Genomic DNA, 17,963 nt, shown 5'->3' with positions numbered 1-17,963 from the left:
GTGATAAAATTCAATAAGGCTGAATAACATGTACAAACAATAATTTTCGGGGGAAATTATGGCGATTGTCGTAGGAACAGGGATAATGTTCTGTTTGGTTATGAGCATTCGAACGATGTTTTCTGCTGTGAAAAGAGGTACGTTCCTTACGTTTGAAACTGTATATTTAATTGCTTTAGTATATGCCTCTTTTTTGTTAGGATTTGGTGTGATTTATTTAATTTTAACTCAATACGGCTTTCCGATTTTAGCTGAATCTGGGCGGCCTCTTTATGGGACGTATTTAGAAAATTTAACCACCTGCTTATACTTTAGTGCAGTTACGCTGTTTTCTGTAGGCTATGGGGATATCACTCCTTTCGGCATTGGAAGGTGGATTGCAATTGTACAGGCGATGATTGGCTACATATTGCCTACGGTTGTTGTTGCCAAAACAATGATTGATATTGAGAAGAAACAATAGTTGTAACATGAAGCGAAATTCGGTACGCTGAAGATAAAATGAACAACTGGAGGGATTAGATATGGCAGCTGAAGTGGGAAAGCCTGCACCAGATTTTGAGCTGACTGCTGATACTGGAGAAAAAGTAAAACTTTCTGATTTTAAAGGAAAATATGTAGTGCTGTATTTTTACCCGAAAGATATGACTCCGGGATGCACAACGGAAGCGTGCGATTTTCGCGATAAATATGAGAGCTTTCAAGAGCTTGATGCCGTCATTTTAGGAGTAAGCCCTGATCCGCAGGAACGACATCAAAAATTTAAAGAGAAGCACGGGCTCCCTTTTTTGCTTCTCGTTGATGAAGATCATAAAGTTGCGGAACAATACGGAGTATGGAAATTAAAGAAAAACTTTGGAAAAGAATACATGGGAATCGAACGATCGACTTTTATTATAGACAAACAAGGAATATTAGTGAAAGAATGGCGAAAAGTAAAAGTGAAAGGACATGTTGAAGAAGCTCTCACATTTATTCAAAATAGAGAAGAATGACAGCAAATGATTTGCTCTGTTCACCCTATGTTGTCAAGGCGGGCATTTGTGCCCGCTTTTTCCCGTGCAAAAGCGAAAATCTTTTTCTTAAATTGGTGCATTTTTTCAAGGAATAGATAAAATGTTCTACTAAATTAAACGCTCCCATTGACAAAAGTCTTATAATCAATGTACACTAATTATAAATATTATAAAGTAATAATGATACAAAATAAGAATGTTTTCAAGAAATGAGGTGCATGGCGATGTCAGACAATACGTTAAAGGAAGCTCTTGAAATTTTAAAACAAACGGGAGTCCGCATCACTCCGCAGCGTCATGCGATTTTGGAGTATTTAGTTAATTCAATGAATCATCCAACTGCTGATGATATATATAAAGCGTTAGAAGGTAAGTTTCCAAACATGAGTGTTGCAACTGTTTATAACAACCTTCGGGTATTTCGTGAAGTTGGACTGGTAAAAGAATTAACGTATGGCGATGCATCTAGTCGATTCGATTTTGTGACAACGGAGCATTATCATGTCATTTGCGAGGAATGCGGAAAAATCGTTGATTTCCATTATCCAGGTTTAGACGAGGTGGAGGATCTTGCAGAGCATGTAACGAACTTTAAAGTTAGCCACCACCGAATGGAAATATACGGGAAATGCCCTGCATGTCAGCAAAAAGAAAAAAATATGCACTGAGAAAGCTGGTAGGAAAACAAACTATCAGCTTTCTCTTTTCCTTGATTTACGATTGTACTTTTCGTCGAATTCTTTGCCTTCAAGCTCTTTATCAAGAGTCAAAGGCTCTCTGCAATACATGCACATATCCACACGACCGAGCATTTTTGTCACTTTCCCGCATGAAGGACATACAACTTGAACAGCTCTCGTCGATAGCATCCCGATCCAGAAATAGACGACAGTACTTCCGATGATGGATAATAAACCAAGCAGCATGAAAATGGTCATGACCCATACATATTCTCTAAAAAAGATGCCTATGTACATAATGATAAAACCAACAAATACTAAACTTAAGGCAAAAGTGCGGATTTTATTTATTTTGCTTGTATATTTTTTAGCCATTGTACAAACCTCCTGAACACTACTATAGCATATTTTCACTTTTTTTTCGTCACAGAACGGCCAATTGCTAACAGTATTTCGTTTTTTATTTATAGAAGCTTTTGTTTAATGTGTTTTATTCAGACAGCGGATGAATAAATGATTTGCAGAGAATCTATATACACTTAAAGAAAGGACTCGCCATCCAGATATATTAGCTGTATTATTTAATAGAAAAAGAATGCTGCTTCTCTGCAATCCGATTATTTGGCCTTTGCTTTGCTGCTGTTGTTTATACAAACCTCCGATAAACCTTTGATTATAAAATATTATGGATTACTTAATGAAAAGGCAGCACTCAATATAGCAACAAATTTTTTAGGCAGTAGCCGGAGAATTATCGACTGATGTTTAAATAATGGAAAAATATTGTTTGACTGGAACGAGTATCTTTCCGATCTGAATCGAGCGTTAAAATACATTACCATTTCGGGGCGGAAAAGTTACCATCGTCGAAGATAATCAGGAACTCAACCAGAAGAGAGAAAGTGGAAAAATTCAGTTGAATTTGCAAAATTAATTAGACAGTGTTGGCTAAAGGAAAAGCATTGTTGATGCAAAACGATATCTTTGAAGCATATAATCATATTGTTGCTGCACTGTATCACTTGTAAAGACCGGAAGTGATCGGTTTCTGGCTGCTATATGTGCTCAAGTAAACCAAGCTGTATAAATAATTAAATTAATTGAATATGATAAAGGGCAGTATAAAAACGTTTCAAATTATTTTTATACTGCGTTTGGCTGTTTAATCCGTTCAAAAGCTGATTTCTGTGCGGCTCAAAAAAATGTTTTTCCGAGTTATTTGAACATCTTAAAGTCAGACTGTATTTTGCGGATTAAGTGTGCTGCTGGAATATTTAATCGAGCGGATGCAGTTGTTTAGAATCAAAGGGAACAGGCGTTGGCAGTTTTTATTGATATTTTTTAAAAAAAGTGTTGACACTAAAATTTTATGATGATATATTATAAAGCGTCGCTGTTGAAAAGATGAATAATCTTCGAAACAGCAAAATAATCTATAAATGTAAGTTTAAAAATTTTATTCCGATTGTTGACATAACTTCATTTATCTGCTAGAATAAAAAACCTGATCGGAAATGATCTTTGAAAACTGAACAAAACGAAAAGCGTGCCTGTTGATTCTAAAAGAGCATTTGGTGACAAACTTTTTTTGGAGAGTTTGATCCTGGCTCAGGACGAACGCTGGCGGCGTGCCTAATACATGCAAGTCGAGCGGACCGAAGGGAGCTTGCTCCTTTAGGTTAGCGGCGGACGGGTGAGTAACACGTGGGCAACCTGCCCTGCAGACTGGGATAACTTCGGGAAACCGGAGCTAATACCGGATAACACCGAAAACCGCATGGTTTTCGGTTGAAAGGCGGCTTTTAGCTGTCACTGCAGGATGGGCCCGCGGCGCATTAGCTAGTTGGTGAGGTAACGGCTCACCAAGGCGACGATGCGTAGCCGACCTGAGAGGGTGACCGGCCACACTGGGACTGAGACACGGCCCAGACTCCTACGGGAGGCAGCAGTAGGGAATCTTCCGCAATGGACGAAAGTCTGACGGAGCAACGCCGCGTGAGCGAAGAAGGTCTTCGGATCGTAAAGCTCTGTTGTCAGGGAAGAACAAGTACCGTTCGAACAGGGCGGTACCTTGACGGTACCTGACGAGGAAGCCACGGCTAACTACGTGCCAGCAGCCGCGGTAATACGTAGGTGGCAAGCGTTGTCCGGAATTATTGGGCGTAAAGCGCGCGCAGGCGGTTCCTTAAGTCTGATGTGAAATCTCGCGGCTCAACCGCGAGCGGCCATTGGAAACTGGGGAACTTGAGTGCAGGAGAGGGGAGCGGAATTCCACGTGTAGCGGTGAAATGCGTAGAGATGTGGAGGAACACCAGTGGCGAAGGCGGCTCTCTGGCCTGTAACTGACGCTGAGGCGCGAAAGCGTGGGGAGCGAACAGGATTAGATACCCTGGTAGTCCACGCCGTAAACGATGAGTGCTAAGTGTTAGAGGGTATCCACCCTTTAGTGCTGCAGCAAACGCATTAAGCACTCCGCCTGGGGAGTACGGCCGCAAGGCTGAAACTCAAAGGAATTGACGGGGACCCGCACAAGCGGTGGAGCATGTGGTTTAATTCGAAGCAACGCGAAGAACCTTACCAGGTCTTGACATCCCCTGACAACCCTAGAGATAGGGCGTTCCCCTTTCGGGGACAGGGTGACAGGTGGTGCATGGTTGTCGTCAGCTCGTGTCGTGAGATGTTGGGTTAAGTCCCGCAACGAGCGCAACCCTTGACCTTAGTTGCCAGCATTCAGTTGGGCACTCTAAGGTGACTGCCGGCTAAAAGTCGGAGGAAGGTGGGGATGACGTCAAATCATCATGCCCCTTATGACCTGGGCTACACACGTGCTACAATGGGTGGTACAAAGGGCAGCGAAACCGCGAGGTGGAGCGAATCCCAAAAAACCACTCTCAGTTCGGATTGCAGGCTGCAACTCGCCTGCATGAAGCCGGAATCGCTAGTAATCGCGGATCAGCATGCCGCGGTGAATACGTTCCCGGGTCTTGTACACACCGCCCGTCACACCACGAGAGTTTGTAACACCCGAAGTCGGTGGGGTAACCCTTACGGGAGCCAGCCGCCGAAGGTGGGACAAATGATTGGGGTGAAGTCGTAACAAGGTAGCCGTATCGGAAGGTGCGGCTGGATCACCTCCTTTCTAAGGATATATACATTGAAATAGGGTACGCTTTTCCGTTTTGTTTAGTTTTGAAGGATCATATCCTTCTTGATTGTTCTTTGAAAACTGGATAACGGAAAGACATTCACGAATAGATCGCTCATGTTAGGAAGAAACGGTTAAGTTAGAAAGGGCGCACGGTGGATGCCTTGGCACTAGGAGCCGATGAAGGACGGGACAAACACCGAAATGCTTCGGGGAGCTGTAAGTAAGCGTCGATCCGGAGATGTCCGAATGGGGGAACCCACTGCCCGTAATGGGGCAGTATCCATACCTGAATCCATAGGGTATGGAGGGCAACCCGGGGAACTGAAACATCTAAGTACCCGGAGGAAGAGAAAGCAACAGCGATTCCCTGAGTAGCGGCGAGCGAAACGGGAACAGCCCAAACCAAGAGGCGTGCCTCTTGGGGTTGTAGGACACTCGATTAAGGAGTGACAAAGGAACGGGGTAGACGAAGAGGTCTGGAAAGGCCCGTCAGAGAAGGTAACAACCCTGTAGTCGAAACTCCGTTCCCTCCCGAGTGGATCCTGAGTACGGCGGGACACGTGAAATCCCGTCGGAAGCAGGGAGGACCATCTCCCAAGGCTAAATACTCCCTAGTGACCGATAGTGAACCAGTACCGTGAGGGAAAGGTGAAAAGCACCCCGGGAGGGGAGTGAAAGAGAACCTGAAACCGTGTGCCTACAAGTAGTCAGAGCCCATTAACGGGTGATGGCGTGCCTTTTGTAGAATGAACCGGCGAGTTGCGATTTCGTGCAAGGTTAAGCCGAAAGGCGGAGCCGCAGCGAAAGCGAGTCTGAAGAGGGCGAAATAGTACGAGGTCGCAGACCCGAAACCAGGTGATCTACCCATGTCCAGGGTGAAGGCAAGGTAACACTTGCTGGAGGCCCGAACCCACGCACGTTGAAAAGTGCGGGGATGAGGTGTGGGTAGGGGTGAAATGCCAATCGAACTTGGAGATAGCTGGTTCTCTCCGAAATAGCTTTAGGGCTAGCCTCAAGGGAAGAGTCTTGGAGGTAGAGCACTGATTGGACGAGGGGCCCCCATCGGGTTACCGAATTCAGTCAAACTCCGAATGCCAATGACTTATCCTTGGGAGTCAGACTGCGAGTGATAAGATCCGTGGTCAAAAGGGAAACAGCCCAGACCGCCAGCTAAGGTCCCAAAGTATACGTTAAGTGGAAAAGGATGTGGAGCTGCTTAGACAACCAGGATGTTGGCTTAGAAGCAGCCACCATTTAAAGAGTGCGTAATAGCTCACTGGTCGAGTGGCTCTGCGCCGAAAATGTACCGGGGCTAAACGTATCACCGAAGCTGCGGGTTGACACCGTTGGTGTCAGCGGTAGGAGAGCGTTCTAAGGGCATCGAAGCCGGACCGGAAGGACCGGTGGAGCGCTTAGAAGTGAGAATGCCGGTATGAGTAGCGAAAGAGGGGTGAGAATCCCCTCCGCCGAAAGCCTAAGGTTTCCTGAGGAAGGCTCGTCCGCTCAGGGTTAGTCGGGACCTAAGCCGAGGCCGAAAGGCGTAGGTGATGGACAACAGGTTGATATTCCTGTACCACCTCCTCACCGTTTGAGCAATGGGGGGACGCAGGAGGATAGGGCAAGCGCGCGGCTGGATGTGCGCGTCCAAGCAGTTAGGCTGGCAAGCAGGCAAATCCGCTTGCCGGAAGGCTGAGCTGTGATGGCGAGGGAAAGGAAGTACCGAAGTTCCCGATTCCACACTGCCAAGAAAAGCCTCTAGCGAGGTGAGAGGTGCCCGTACCGCAAACCGACACAGGTAGGCGAGGAGAGAATCCTAAGGTGAGCGAGAGAACTCTCGTTAAGGAACTCGGCAAAATGACCCCGTAACTTCGGGAGAAGGGGTGCTCATCAAGGTGATAAGCCATGATGAGCCGCAGTGAAAAGGCCCAGGCGACTGTTTAGCAAAAACACAGGTCTCTGCGAAACCGTAAGGTGAAGTATAGGGGCTGACGCCTGCCCGGTGCTGGAAGGTTAAGGGGAGCGCTTAGCGAAAAGCGAAGGTGCGAACCGAAGCCCCAGTAAACGGCGGCCGTAACTATAACGGTCCTAAGGTAGCGAAATTCCTTGTCGGGTAAGTTCCGACCCGCACGAAAGGCGTAACGATCTGGGCACTGTCTCAACGAGAGACTCGGTGAAATTATAGTACCTGTGAAGATGCAGGTTACCCGCGACAGGACGGAAAGACCCCGTGGAGCTTTACTGCAGCCTGATATTGAATGTGGGTACAGCTTGTACAGGATAGGTAGGAGCCAGAGACGCGTGAGCGCCAGCTTGCGCTGAGGCGACGGTGGGATACTACCCTGGCTGTACTGACATTCTAACCCGCGCCCCTGATCGGGGCGGGAGACAGTGTCAGGTGGGCAGTTTGACTGGGGCGGTCGCCTCCTAAAAGGTAACGGAGGCGCCCAAAGGTTCCCTCAGAATGGTTGGAAATCATTCGGAGAGTGCAAAGGCAGAAGGGAGCTTGACTGCGAGACCTACAAGTCGAGCAGGGACGAAAGTCGGGCTTAGTGATCCGGTGGTTCCGCATGGAAGGGCCATCGCTCAACGGATAAAAGCTACCCCGGGGATAACAGGCTGATCTCCCCCAAGAGTCCACATCGACGGGGAGGTTTGGCACCTCGATGTCGGCTCATCGCATCCTGGGGCTGTAGTCGGTCCCAAGGGTTGGGCTGTTCGCCCATTAAAGCGGTACGCGAGCTGGGTTCAGAACGTCGTGAGACAGTTCGGTCCCTATCCGTCGCGGGCGCAGGAAATTTGAGAGGAGCTGTCCTTAGTACGAGAGGACCGGGATGGACGCACCGCTGGTGTACCAGTTGTCCCGCCAGGGGCACCGCTGGGTAGCTATGTGCGGAAGGGATAAGCGCTGAAAGCATCTAAGCGTGAAGCCCCCCTCAAGATGAGATTTCCCATCGCGAAAAGCGAGTAAGATCCCTTGAAGATGACGAGGTAGATAGGTCCGAGGTGGAAGCGTGGTGACACGTGGAGCTGACGGATACTAATCGATCGAGGACTTAACCAAGTAAGAGCATCTATTCGTGAAGGAACCGTTATCTAGTTTTGAAAGATCATGTTTAAAAAGGAATTGACAACTACGGTCAAAAAGTTATAATAGTAGTTGTCTATCCACTGAATGGAACAAATGAATACAATAATTTGCTTGGTGGCAATGGCGAAGAGGTCACACCCGTTCCCATCCCGAACACGGAAGTTAAGCTCTTCAGCGCCGATGGTAGTGAGGGTCTATCCCTTGTGAGAGTAGGACGCTGCCAGGCAATCACTTTACAATAGAAAAGAAGTTGTAAGTTTATTTCTTTCAATTTGATTCAGCCTATAGAAAATGAGGCATTCTACATAATAGTAATATCAGCTAGTCTTCTTTTACATTCCGCAGTAGCTCAGTGGTAGAGCATTCGGCTGTTAACCGAACGGTCGCAGGTTCGAATCCTGCCTGCGGAGCCATTTGGAGAGCTGTCCGAGTGGTCGAAGGAGCACGATTGGAAATCGTGTAGACGGTCAACGCCGTCTCAAGGGTTCGAATCCCTTGCTCTCCGCCAGAATGAAATTTTTGGCCCGTTGGTCAAGTGGTTAAGACACCGCCCTTTCACGGCGGTAACACGGGTTCGAATCCCGTACGGGTCACCATGGAGGATTAGCTCAGCTGGGAGAGCACTTGCCTTACAAGCAAGGGGTCGGCGGTTCGATCCCGTCATCCTCCACCATGTACATAGTAAATAAAATGAATATTAATGAATTTCGGCGCTAGGGCCACAGCATGTTATGATATGTATACATAATTTTTGAGTGAAGTGTGTTTATTATTTTATCGGCGCGGGGTGGAGCAGTCCGGTAGCTCGTCGGGCTCATAACCCGAAGGTCGCAGGTTCAAATCCTGCCCCCGCAACCAATGGTCCCGTAGTGTAGCGGTTAACATGCCTGCCTGTCACGCAGGAGATCGCGGGTTCGATTCCCGTCGGGACCGCCATAAAAGGCTCGGTAGCTCAGTCGGTAGAGCAAAGGACTGAAAATCCTTGTGTCGGCGGTTCGATTCCGTCCCGAGCCACCATTATATGTATACATATGCCGGTGTAGCTCAATTGGTAGAGCAACTGACTTGTAATCAGTAGGTTGGGGGTTCGATTCCTCTCGCCGGCATTTTTTACAATCGGAGGGGTAGCGAAGTGGCTAAACGCGGCGGACTGTAAATCCGCTCCCTTAGGGTTCGGCGGTTCGAATCCGTCCCCCTCCACCATGATAGGGGCATAGTTTAACGGTAGAACAGAGGTCTCCAAAACCTCCGGTGTGGGTTCGATTCCTACTGCCCCTGCCATTTATAAGATGGCGACTGTGGCGAAGTGGTTAACGCACCAGATTGTGGCTCTGGCATTCGTGGGTTCGATTCCCATCAGTCGCCCCATATTAATATCATTGGGCTATAGCCAAGCGGTAAGGCAACGGACTTTGACTCCGTGATGCGCTGGTTCGAATCCAGCTAGCCCAGCCACCTTTTAAATTTAAGTGCGGAAGTAGTTCAGTGGTAGAACACCACCTTGCCAAGGTGGGGGTCGCGGGTTCGAATCCCGTCTTCCGCTCCAATAATGGCGGCATAGCCAAGTGGTAAGGCAGAGGTCTGCAAAACCTTTATCCCCGGTTCGAATCCGGGTGCCGCCTCCATTACAAGCCGGGGTGGCGGAATTGGCAGACGCACAGGACTTAAAATCCTGCGGTAGGTGACTACCGTACCGGTTCAAGTCCGGTCCTCGGCACCAGTGAGGAATTGCATCAATATCATTACGCCGATGTGGCGGAACTGGCAGACGCGCACGACTCAAAATCGTGTTCCCTTGCGGGAGTGTGGGTTCGACTCCCACCATCGGCATCATTAGTATCCGATATCTCACGATCAAAAATCGTGGAAGCTTTAATACGACTGCAAACGCAGTCGTTTTTCATTTTTTGGAAAACCGGAAGAATCCGATAGAATTCGAAAAAATTTTGCACGAATTTTGCACGGCTATTTTGTATGGTAGAGCTCCTCCATTGCACGGGATTCTTTTTGCTCCATCTCGTCCAAAATGTGTGAATACGTCTGAAATGTTGTCACAATGTCCTTATGACCAAGATGTCGAGAAACGTATTTAATATTCACCCCTTTATATAGGAGCATTGATGCGTGAGTGTGGCGAAGGCCATAACAAGTAATTGGCTTAATCCCGATCGTACCGCCTTTGTTTTTTGTCATGTAGACACCTCATTTTTTAGTCTATTATTACTATAATAATCTGTGTCTGCTTTTAGTCTAACATTACTTGTTACCTATTCTCTTCATCATACTCCAAAAATAGGTCTTGTAAATCTCCATTAATTGGTTCATTATTATTGTTAATTGTCACTTTAAACTCAATATCCTCTTCTCCTATTGATACTACCCCATCTAACACCCCTAAAATATTAGATACAGCATCCACTTCTACTTGTTCGATTATTTTAAATAATATTTCTTTATTTTTATCTGATAGTTCTGAATAAAACATCAACGCTTCTTTCCAATAAGGGTCTGTAACTTCATTAATATCAGTATTATTGAATATATCTCGATAAAAATTACGATTTTCTTTTATAATTGACTGATGTAAAAGTTTAACAAACTCTTCTTTATTCATATATCTCATCTCCTTCTCATCTCTGGATACAATTGTTTATTTAATTCAATTAATTTTCGAAGTTGAGAATTAGGAATGTCTGGATATACTCTTCTTAACTCCATTATATCTCTTGCTAATAATTGTCTTACACTCTCAATTCCTTTTGAACTTCTCGAAACTATTCCCCTAGGACCTTTTCTTGTATGTCCAGCTTTTGGTATTAATATTGCTGGTGCATTATTTGGATCATAATTTCGAATGAATTTTTTCATAATTGCTTTTTGTCCAACATGATGTGCATCTAACCTCGGTACACCTTTTATTTCTTTATATAATCCTACATCATACTTACTAAATTTACCCGTACCCTTACCGTCCACCTCATCCCCAGTTTTGCCAATCATGTTAATCGCAGTTTCTTTTACTTCTTCCTTAGCCTTGCTCATCCATGCGCGGGACGCTGGACCAATTCCCGCCAAGGCTGGCTGCCATTGGACAGACGAAACGCTGGTAAGACGGTCATCCCATTGCTTCTTAAAATATCGCAGCGTTTTGGTAATCGGCGCTTTCACGACTTGGAGGTACGCCGCTTGAAGACAGACATCATTTTATCATAGCGGAGAACATATTTCATTTGCGGGACCAATTTCGAAACATCCGCTGCTATCCCGGCCGCTTTCGCTCCTTTGACCCCCGCTTTTCCAGCGATTCCTGCCCCTTTGGCTGGAGGAATGACGGACAACAATAACATTCCTCCCGCAACTAGGCGGTCCCATCCGGATATCCGTTCTCCAGTAATCGGGTCGTATTCTCCAAACAATCGATGCAAGTCATACCAGCCAAGAAGCTCCAGACCGAATTCTTTTATGTTGTCCGCGAGCGTTTGGTCTGCCTGTCTGATGGACGCGGCCGTCTGATACAGCAGTTCCTCCGCTTCATTCAGCTTTTCTCCATAGCGGTCGAGCCAATGAATCAGTTCGTCTGTAAGCTCGCGGATGGCGGCGGAACCGATGCCGGGAATCTCCATGGCTAAAAAGAGGGAATCTCCTAGGAAAGCAAGGTCCGCGCGCATTGTATAGGGCATTGCTCTATATAGTTTATTCGAAGCGCTCCTTGAGGAATAAACAATCCGCTTGAACTTTTTGTTCAAGCGGATTGTTTATTTATCGATGTATTAGGGAACCTTGCTTCACACACTATAACAAAATTACTTTACCGTAATACTAGGAGGATATATTGATAATATTTCAATTACATCATTAGAAGTTAAAAATACATAATGTTCTACCTCTCTTGACTCGTATATACCGCAACTTTCTTTATGAAACCATTTCAAGTATTCTGAGTTTTTAACTTTAAATAAAGACCAATCACTATAAAAATCTGTACCGTAATATTGATCTAAATAGTTTAGCGTTTCTAATAACGAACCTTCATCAGTATTTCTAAACGATAATACTCCTTCTTTAAAATTCACTACAACTTTTTTTTCACCATTTTCATCACTAAATTCTAAAATAACACCATCTTTACCATCCAAAAGCATATCATTATAAATTGTTGAAGGTATATCATCTAGCGGTATCCATCTTTCCCATTGTTCCATAAAACTTCCTCCATATTTGTTTTCTAGTAACGAAACTTTATTCTCTTCTTGCCATCTTGAATTTCAAGTGTAGGACGGCCATCACTACTTCTCTTTCTAACAATGACTGTTCTTCCATCCTTTAAAATACCGACTTTGAGGTCAGGCGTATCCTTAGTAATTTTGGGTCCCAACGAGTGAAAGTCATTCATTGCTTCACTAAATCCACCAGATAACTCATACTGAATAGTTCTTCCTTTTGTTGCTCTTCCAGGCTTAGCAACTTTAATTAAATCATCAACTGTTTTGCCAGTACCCTTAATGCTAAGTTCAACGCCATCGTTGCCTGCTTTACCTTCGCCTAGATTTAACCCCGTCTTCTCACTCAGATAAGCTCGAACTTTATTCTCCAATCCATTGGTGTTTTCGGGCGGAACTTTAACGTTCTCAATCCCTTCCATGGCAGATCCCATTTGCCGGTCAGGGATTGAATTTTTCAGATTGGTCAGGCTATGTCAATTGTTGGGGTGCACTGGATGTGAAATGCTTGATACAACTGTTGTAAGTTAGACCTTGCATTACTTTGCGACATCCACTTCTTAAAAACTTTTTACATAATAAGCTTTCTTTAATATGATTTTTTGTATTTACGAATTTAAGAAATAACCGGTGCAAAGTTAAACACCACCATTATCGAAAAAAATCCCCTCATAAGTAAACAGTAAATTGATGCATATTTACTGTCTCCTTATAGGGGGATGCTGTCAAAATTCGGCTACTTTTTCCTTTTCGTTCAAATAACCGGATAATAAAAGCCTTTGCAGCCATAATATATTTTGTCTATTATTGTTTTTCATCAACAGGCGTGACGGCGTCGTGCAGATATGTTTCTAATTCTTTGCGATAACGGTTTTGCTCCTCTTCTGTCCACTCCAAGTTTTTCGCCATATATTGAATAACGGATTCCTTCCATTGGTGAACTGAATGAATTTCAAAAAATAACGATCCCGTTCTCCGGATAAAGAAGTCCTCCGGTTTTACGACCATCTCTTCTTCCAAACCATATTGAAGCTGGGCTAAAACATCAATCGGTAATTGAAACTCATCTCTTACTTTCTTTAAATCAACTGCCAGTTCAAACACCCGGTCTACATTCGTTCCATATAATCGGACCAATCTTTCCGATTGTTTTCTGCTAAATCCCAATTTTTCTCCCTGTTCAACTTTTTTAGTTACGAACGATTCAAAATTTGTTGAACCTCCGAAATTTCCTCCCGAAATCGGCAGGTTTTTCGTTCTGCAAGGGGAAAATGCTTCGTTTTCTTCCTCTTTTAATAATTTGGCAACAAGATCAACGATCGTTTCTGCCATTTTACGGTATCCTGTTAATTTTCCGCCAGCAATGGTAATAATACCTGAATCAGACGTCCAAATTTCATCTTTGCGTGATATTTCAGAAGGACTTTTTCCTTCTTCATGGATTAATGGTCTGAGCCCGGCCCAGCTTGATTCAATATCTTCCACGGTGATATGGACCGTTGGGAACATATAATTAATGGCCTTAATAAGATAATCTCGATCTTCAACAGTCATTTTAGGATGTGCAATATCCCCATCATAGAAAGTATCTGTTGTGCCAACGTAAGTTTTTCCATCACGCGGAATGGCAAACACCATTCGTCCATCAGGTGTATCAAAATAGATCGCTTGTTTTAATGGGAATCGGCTTTGGTCAAAAACAAGGTGAATTCCTTTTGACAAAATCAAATGTTTTCCTTTTAAAGAGTGATCTTTTTCCCGTAACGTATCGACCCAAGGGCCTGTTGCATTTATAATTTTCTTTGCGAACACTTGATATGATTCTCCTGTTAATTGATCAACAACTTTTACACCTACGGCTTTGCCTTGTTCATAAATAAATTCGTCTACCTTTGCATAGTTAATCGCTTTTGCACCGCATTCGACTGCCTTTTTCATAACTTCAATCGTCAAGCGGGCATCGTCAGTTCGATATTCGACATAATATCCTCCGCCTAATAATCCATCTTGTTTTAATAAAGGTTCTTTATCAATAGTTTGCTTCGCATTCAACATCGCTCTTCGTTCGCTTTTCTTCACGTCAGCAAGGTAATCGTAAATTTTCAGTCCAATGGATGTGCTCCATTTACCGAATGTTCCTCCTTTATAAATCGGAAGAAGCATCCATTCAGGTGTAGTTACATGCGGGCCATTTTCATAGACGATAGCGCGTTCTTTCCCAACTTCAGCGACTAACTTCACTTCCAGCTGTTTTAAATAACGGAGGCCTCCGTGCACAAGCTTCGTGGAACGGCTTGAGGTTCCTGCTGCAAAATCCTGCATCTCAAATAAAACTGTTTTCATTCCACGTGTTGTTGCATCAAGTGCAATTCCTGCACCTGTAATACCACCGCCAATAATGATGACATCAAACTGTTTTCCATCGACGTCTTTTAATATTTCTTGTCTTTGATAAGCAAATACATTTTTGTTCATTTGTTATTCCTCCTGTGATCCGTCAAAAGTCCTAAAAAAAGAGACCACATACACACTACGCTTCTTCTACAGACGTAATGCTATGTGGTCTCTCCTTGTCTCCAACCGAATATTAACTTTGAATGTATTATAGCATATTCTTCATCTTCTGAAAATTCTTTTGTATGCGAATTTAAAATTCAAAGCTTTTCCCCATAATGAACTTTTCTTTATTCAGTTGATGAAGATGGCTTGCGTCTTTCATGTCTTCTACAGCGTTTCTGAAACTGAATGTCTAAAACTGCCGCCAAAACCTAAAGCATCGAAAAATTGGGTAGCCATTCAAAATAAATTATGACTGTTCAAATTCTTTCCATAATTGCTTATTGGATGTTGTCACGGCTGCAGCACCAGCTTGTAAAGCATTGTTGACATCGTCAATACTGCGGATAAATCCACCAGCAAAGATCGGGATTTGAATTCGTTGATGAATTTCAGCAATAATGTTCGGCATGGCGCCAGGTAAAACCTCAATCACATCGGGTTTTGTTTTTTCTAATAAGGAATAGCTTTTTTCTAAAGCGTTTGAGTCAATGAGAAAAACTCGTTGAATGGCCAATACGCCTTTTTGTTTCGCTTTCAAAACGACACTTGCTTTTGTCGAAAGCAGTCCATAGGGCTTGAAGGACTGGCATAAATATTCGGTTGCGTATTCATCATTTTTAAGACCATGTATTAAATCAACATGCAATAACAAGTTTTTACAATGCTGCTTAGAAATATTGACGATATTTTTCAACTGGGCAATATGGACATCTAATAACACACCATATGCATAGGAACTCTGAAGAAAAATTTCAAAATCCTTCATATTGCGAATCGCTGGAATAATTTTTTGATCTTTATATTCCATTGTTCGTTCCACCTTTTTTATTATTGGCAAAAAATCAGTGTGAATTCAGCTTTCAAACTTAATTGAAACAGAGAAGAGGTCTTTGCTTCAAGTCTCTAGAAAAAAAGAAATCCACAACAAAACACCCCTTCATCCAAACGACTAAAGGGAATTGATGTGGATCTCCTTCTCTCCGCTACAATTTATTAACTTATTAATAATTGTACCATAAACAAAAGCGCTGTCAAAGCAATGAGAACATCCACGCATGATCGTTTACAGGGTGAAAAAAATTTTTTAATCGTGAGATTCATAACTACTATCTTTTTCAAAAAATTTTCCAGTAATCCTGTTAACAAGTATATTAAAATGGAAAAAGGAGGGGATTTCATGTTCATTAAATTAACAGTGTACAAAAAGAACGGTCTTCATGTCCGGATGGCAGCAGCTTTTATTTCGCTGCTTCAAAATCTCATACAAAATAAAGAGATATTAAAAAAGACGTACGTTCTCTATCAGGATAAAAAAGTTCAAGTGAATAATCTATTATCTTTAGTGTCCTTAAAGATTGGACAAGGAGAGGAATTTATCCTGCATTTTGAAGAAAAAATAGACGATCAAATCGTCCAGCAGATAAAAGATTTTTTTGAACAAACGGATCTTGAAGATTCCCAGCAAGCAGAAACAGATCGACTTCTCATGGAAAATTCCATTACCCTTCATGAGGCCATATCTGCTTTACCGAATGGAATCGTCGTTGTGAATAGCGACAATATCATCACTTATGTCAATGCAGCTGCAGCAAAACTTTTGGAAAAAGATCCTCATGAGCTTATCAATCAACGCGCTGACGAAGTGATTCCCCATTCAAGATTGCATGAAGTACTGAAGACAGGAAAAATGGAATTATCCAAAAAGCAAGAAATCAACCATCATACATTGTTAACAACCCGTTCGCCAATTATTTTTAATGGAAAAACGATTGGGGCTGTTGCTATTTTTCAAGATATATCTACCATTGAGAAAATCAGTAAAGAATTGAATGAAGTAAAAGAGCTGCAGCAGCGATTAAATCTTGTTTTAAAATCTGTCTCAGATTTAATCGGATTAACAGATAAAAATGGAAATTTTATATACAAAAATGATGAAATGGATGTTTTGTTAAAAAAATTAAACAGTGTCCCAAACATTCAATCAATAATCGGCCAACACGAGTGGGAAAATATTAAAAGCACTCAAAATCAGATTATGAAACTAATTCAAGTAAACCAACAATCTAGTTATATTACAAAAATAAATCCTATTTTCGTTGACGATGAATTTCGCGGAACAGTCGCCACCATGACTCCTTTCGATGATATTAAAAAGCTCCTCGAAAAAATTGATCTAATGGAGCAAAGAACAAAATATTTGGAAATGGAGCTGTCCAAACATCAAGGATTTGATGAGGCATTTCATAAGATTATAGGAAACAGCGAGACATTAAAAGATTCCTTAACAATCGCCGCAAAGGTTGCAAAAACAAATTCGACAGTGATTATTACAGGAGAAAGCGGAACAGGGAAAGAACTTGTTGCTAAGGCTATTCATGAAGCAAGCGACAGAAAGAATAACCTATTTATTCGAGTGAATTGTGCAGCCATCCCTCCTCAATTAATGGAAAGCGAATTATTTGGTTATGAAAAGGGAGCCTTTACAGGAGCGTATAAAACACATCGAGGAAAATTTGAACTCGCTAATAAAGGTACGATTTTTTTAGATGAAATCGGTGATTTAAGTTTGGATTTGCAAGCAAAAATTTTACGTGTGCTGCAGGAAAGGGAAGTGGAAAGAATTGGCGGATATGCGCCCATTCAGCTTGATGTTAGGGTAATTGCCGCGACTCACCGTGATCTCAAAAAAATGGTAGATGAGGGCAATTTTCGCGAGGATCTTTATTATCGGTTGAATGTTGTCCCAATTCATCTGCCGCCTTTAAGGGCAAGAAAAGAAGATATTCCCCTTTTGGTGGAGGCGTTTCGAAAACAATTGAATGCTAGATTGGGAAAAAATATCAAAGGGTATGAAAAAGGATTTATGGAAGCATTGTGCAGTTACCATTGGCCAGGAAATATTAGAGAATTACAAAATGTAATTGAACGGTTATTTAATCTCGCAGATGAAGAAATTTTGCGATGCAAGGATTTACCTTACTACATCTCGAACCCTCAATGTCAAGAAAATAAAAAAATAATGCAGAAACAGAGTATCAATTTTGGCAACGAAGTGCTGACCTTCAAAGAATATGAAAAACAAATTTTTTCGTTTGCTTGTCAATATTACCCAAGCTATAACCAATTAGCGAAAGCGCTTGGGATCACTCATAAAACGGCAGCTAAAAAAATAAGAGAATATGGATTGGAGCATTTAGTTGGGAAAAAGTATCAAATGGATTGATATTTTTTCCCAATGAACTCGGCACAAAA

The 17,963-nt window shown here is 43.0% G+C and carries 11 protein-coding genes, 16 tRNA genes, 3 rRNA genes and 2 pseudogenes; 23 read left to right on the top strand and 9 right to left on the bottom strand.

Features of this window, described 5'->3' with window-relative positions; translation table 11 throughout:
- Positions 1 to 58 precede the first annotated feature (58 nt).
- From NSQ84_RS14665 to perR, 3 genes are all read left to right on the top strand, one after another.
- Positions 59 to 463 (top strand): ion channel, encoded by a 405-nt coding sequence (locus tag NSQ84_RS14665; protein WP_063386252.1) that lies wholly within the window; start codon positions 59 to 61, stop codon positions 461 to 463.
- A 61-nt stretch (positions 464 to 524) separates the two neighbouring features.
- The gene (gene bcp / locus NSQ84_RS14660) at positions 525 to 995 is read left to right on the top strand and encodes a thioredoxin-dependent thiol peroxidase (RefSeq protein WP_063386251.1); all 471 of its coding nucleotides are present in this window, start codon (positions 525 to 527) and stop codon (positions 993 to 995) included.
- Between the two features lie 245 nt (positions 996 to 1,240).
- Positions 1,241 to 1,684, top strand: coding sequence for a peroxide-responsive transcriptional repressor PerR (gene perR / locus NSQ84_RS14655; protein ID WP_186439264.1), 444 nt, complete (start codon positions 1,241 to 1,243; stop codon positions 1,682 to 1,684).
- A gap of 24 nt (positions 1,685 to 1,708) precedes the next feature.
- Here the strand turns inward: perR and NSQ84_RS14650 are convergent, their stop codons facing one another.
- Positions 1,709 to 2,071, bottom strand: a complete 363-nt coding sequence (locus NSQ84_RS14650; protein ID WP_066247276.1) for a YgzB family protein — start codon at positions 2,069 to 2,071, stop codon at positions 1,709 to 1,711.
- 1,210 nt (positions 2,072 to 3,281) lie between these two features.
- Here NSQ84_RS14650 and NSQ84_RS14645 point away from each other — a divergent pair.
- From NSQ84_RS14645 to NSQ84_RS14555, 19 genes are all read left to right on the top strand, one after another.
- Positions 3,282 to 4,835: ribosomal RNA gene (locus tag NSQ84_RS14645) — 16S ribosomal RNA — on the top strand.
- A gap of 138 nt (positions 4,836 to 4,973) precedes the next feature.
- Positions 4,974 to 7,905, top strand: a 23S ribosomal RNA gene (locus NSQ84_RS14640).
- Between the two features lie 137 nt (positions 7,906 to 8,042).
- Positions 8,043 to 8,158 (top strand): 5S ribosomal RNA (gene rrf / locus NSQ84_RS14635).
- Together the 16S, 23S and 5S rRNA genes with 16 tRNA genes alongside form the textbook arrangement of a ribosomal RNA operon.
- A 112-nt stretch (positions 8,159 to 8,270) precedes the next feature.
- Positions 8,271 to 8,345 (top strand) — tRNA-Asn (locus NSQ84_RS14630).
- A 3-nt stretch (positions 8,346 to 8,348) separates the two neighbouring features.
- Positions 8,349 to 8,440: transfer RNA gene (locus tag NSQ84_RS14625), tRNA-Ser, on the top strand.
- Positions 8,441 to 8,453: 13 nt separating this feature from the next.
- Positions 8,454 to 8,528, top strand: a tRNA-Glu gene (locus NSQ84_RS14620).
- Position 8,529: 1 nt separating this feature from the next.
- A tRNA-Val gene (locus NSQ84_RS14615) sits at positions 8,530 to 8,605 on the top strand.
- A gap of 108 nt (positions 8,606 to 8,713) precedes the next feature.
- Positions 8,714 to 8,790: transfer RNA gene (locus tag NSQ84_RS14610), tRNA-Met, on the top strand.
- A 2-nt stretch (positions 8,791 to 8,792) separates the two neighbouring features.
- A tRNA-Asp gene (locus NSQ84_RS14605) sits at positions 8,793 to 8,868 on the top strand.
- A gap of 5 nt (positions 8,869 to 8,873) precedes the next feature.
- Positions 8,874 to 8,949: transfer RNA gene (locus NSQ84_RS14600), tRNA-Phe, on the top strand.
- A gap of 16 nt (positions 8,950 to 8,965) precedes the next feature.
- A tRNA-Thr gene (locus NSQ84_RS14595) sits at positions 8,966 to 9,038 on the top strand.
- Positions 9,039 to 9,050: 12 nt separating this feature from the next.
- Positions 9,051 to 9,135 (top strand) — tRNA-Tyr (locus tag NSQ84_RS14590).
- Positions 9,136 to 9,139: 4 nt separating this feature from the next.
- A tRNA-Trp gene (locus NSQ84_RS14585) sits at positions 9,140 to 9,213 on the top strand.
- Between the two features lie 11 nt (positions 9,214 to 9,224).
- Positions 9,225 to 9,300: transfer RNA gene (locus NSQ84_RS14580), tRNA-His, on the top strand.
- 12 nt (positions 9,301 to 9,312) lie between these two features.
- Positions 9,313 to 9,387, top strand: a tRNA-Gln gene (locus NSQ84_RS14575).
- A gap of 16 nt (positions 9,388 to 9,403) precedes the next feature.
- A tRNA-Gly gene (locus tag NSQ84_RS14570) sits at positions 9,404 to 9,478 on the top strand.
- Positions 9,479 to 9,483: 5 nt separating this feature from the next.
- A tRNA-Cys gene (locus NSQ84_RS14565) sits at positions 9,484 to 9,557 on the top strand.
- Between the two features lie 6 nt (positions 9,558 to 9,563).
- Positions 9,564 to 9,652 (top strand) — tRNA-Leu (locus NSQ84_RS14560).
- 26 nt (positions 9,653 to 9,678) lie between these two features.
- A tRNA-Leu gene (locus tag NSQ84_RS14555) sits at positions 9,679 to 9,762 on the top strand.
- 135 nt (positions 9,763 to 9,897) lie between these two features.
- Here NSQ84_RS14555 and NSQ84_RS14550 read toward each other — a convergent pair.
- From NSQ84_RS14550 to NSQ84_RS14515, 8 genes and pseudogenes are all read right to left on the bottom strand, one after another.
- Positions 9,898 to 10,095: pseudogene (locus NSQ84_RS14550) on the bottom strand (tyrosine-type recombinase/integrase); the annotation flags it as partial.
- A gap of 100 nt (positions 10,096 to 10,195) precedes the next feature.
- Positions 10,196 to 10,546, bottom strand: a complete 351-nt coding sequence (locus NSQ84_RS14545; RefSeq protein WP_029761977.1) for a hypothetical protein — start codon at positions 10,544 to 10,546, stop codon at positions 10,196 to 10,198.
- Between the two features lie 5 nt (positions 10,547 to 10,551).
- Positions 10,552 to 10,908 (bottom strand): hypothetical protein, encoded by a 357-nt coding sequence (locus NSQ84_RS14540; RefSeq protein ID WP_261308793.1) that lies wholly within the window; start codon positions 10,906 to 10,908, stop codon positions 10,552 to 10,554.
- Positions 10,885 to 11,561: pseudogene (locus NSQ84_RS14535) on the bottom strand (pre-toxin TG domain-containing protein); the annotation flags it as partial. The pseudogene NSQ84_RS14535 and the gene NSQ84_RS14540, both read right to left, overlap by 24 nt.
- A gap of 174 nt (positions 11,562 to 11,735) precedes the next feature.
- Positions 11,736 to 12,134, bottom strand: a complete 399-nt coding sequence (locus NSQ84_RS14530) for a hypothetical protein (protein ID WP_063387201.1) — start codon at positions 12,132 to 12,134, stop codon at positions 11,736 to 11,738.
- Positions 12,135 to 12,157: 23 nt separating this feature from the next.
- Entirely contained in the window at positions 12,158 to 12,574 is a 417-nt protein-coding gene (locus NSQ84_RS14525; protein WP_063387202.1) for a hypothetical protein, read from the bottom strand.
- Positions 12,575 to 12,956: 382 nt separating this feature from the next.
- Entirely contained in the window at positions 12,957 to 14,627 is a 1,671-nt protein-coding gene (locus tag NSQ84_RS14520) for a glycerol-3-phosphate dehydrogenase/oxidase (protein WP_339212021.1), read from the bottom strand.
- Between the two features lie 331 nt (positions 14,628 to 14,958).
- Positions 14,959 to 15,519, bottom strand: a complete 561-nt coding sequence (locus NSQ84_RS14515) for a glycerol-3-phosphate responsive antiterminator (RefSeq protein ID WP_063387204.1) — start codon at positions 15,517 to 15,519, stop codon at positions 14,959 to 14,961.
- A gap of 369 nt (positions 15,520 to 15,888) precedes the next feature.
- Here NSQ84_RS14515 and NSQ84_RS14510 point away from each other — a divergent pair, with 369 nt between their 5' ends.
- Positions 15,889 to 17,934 (top strand): sigma 54-interacting transcriptional regulator, encoded by a 2,046-nt coding sequence (locus tag NSQ84_RS14510; protein WP_339212020.1) that lies wholly within the window; start codon positions 15,889 to 15,891, stop codon positions 17,932 to 17,934.
- Positions 17,935 to 17,963: the final 29 nt, after the last annotated feature.

The organism is Aeribacillus sp. FSL K6-3256 (assembly GCF_037965805.1).
Lineage (GTDB): Bacteria > Bacillota > Bacilli > Bacillales > Aeribacillaceae > Aeribacillus > Aeribacillus composti.
This window is presented reverse-complemented; position numbering and strand designations above follow the sequence as displayed.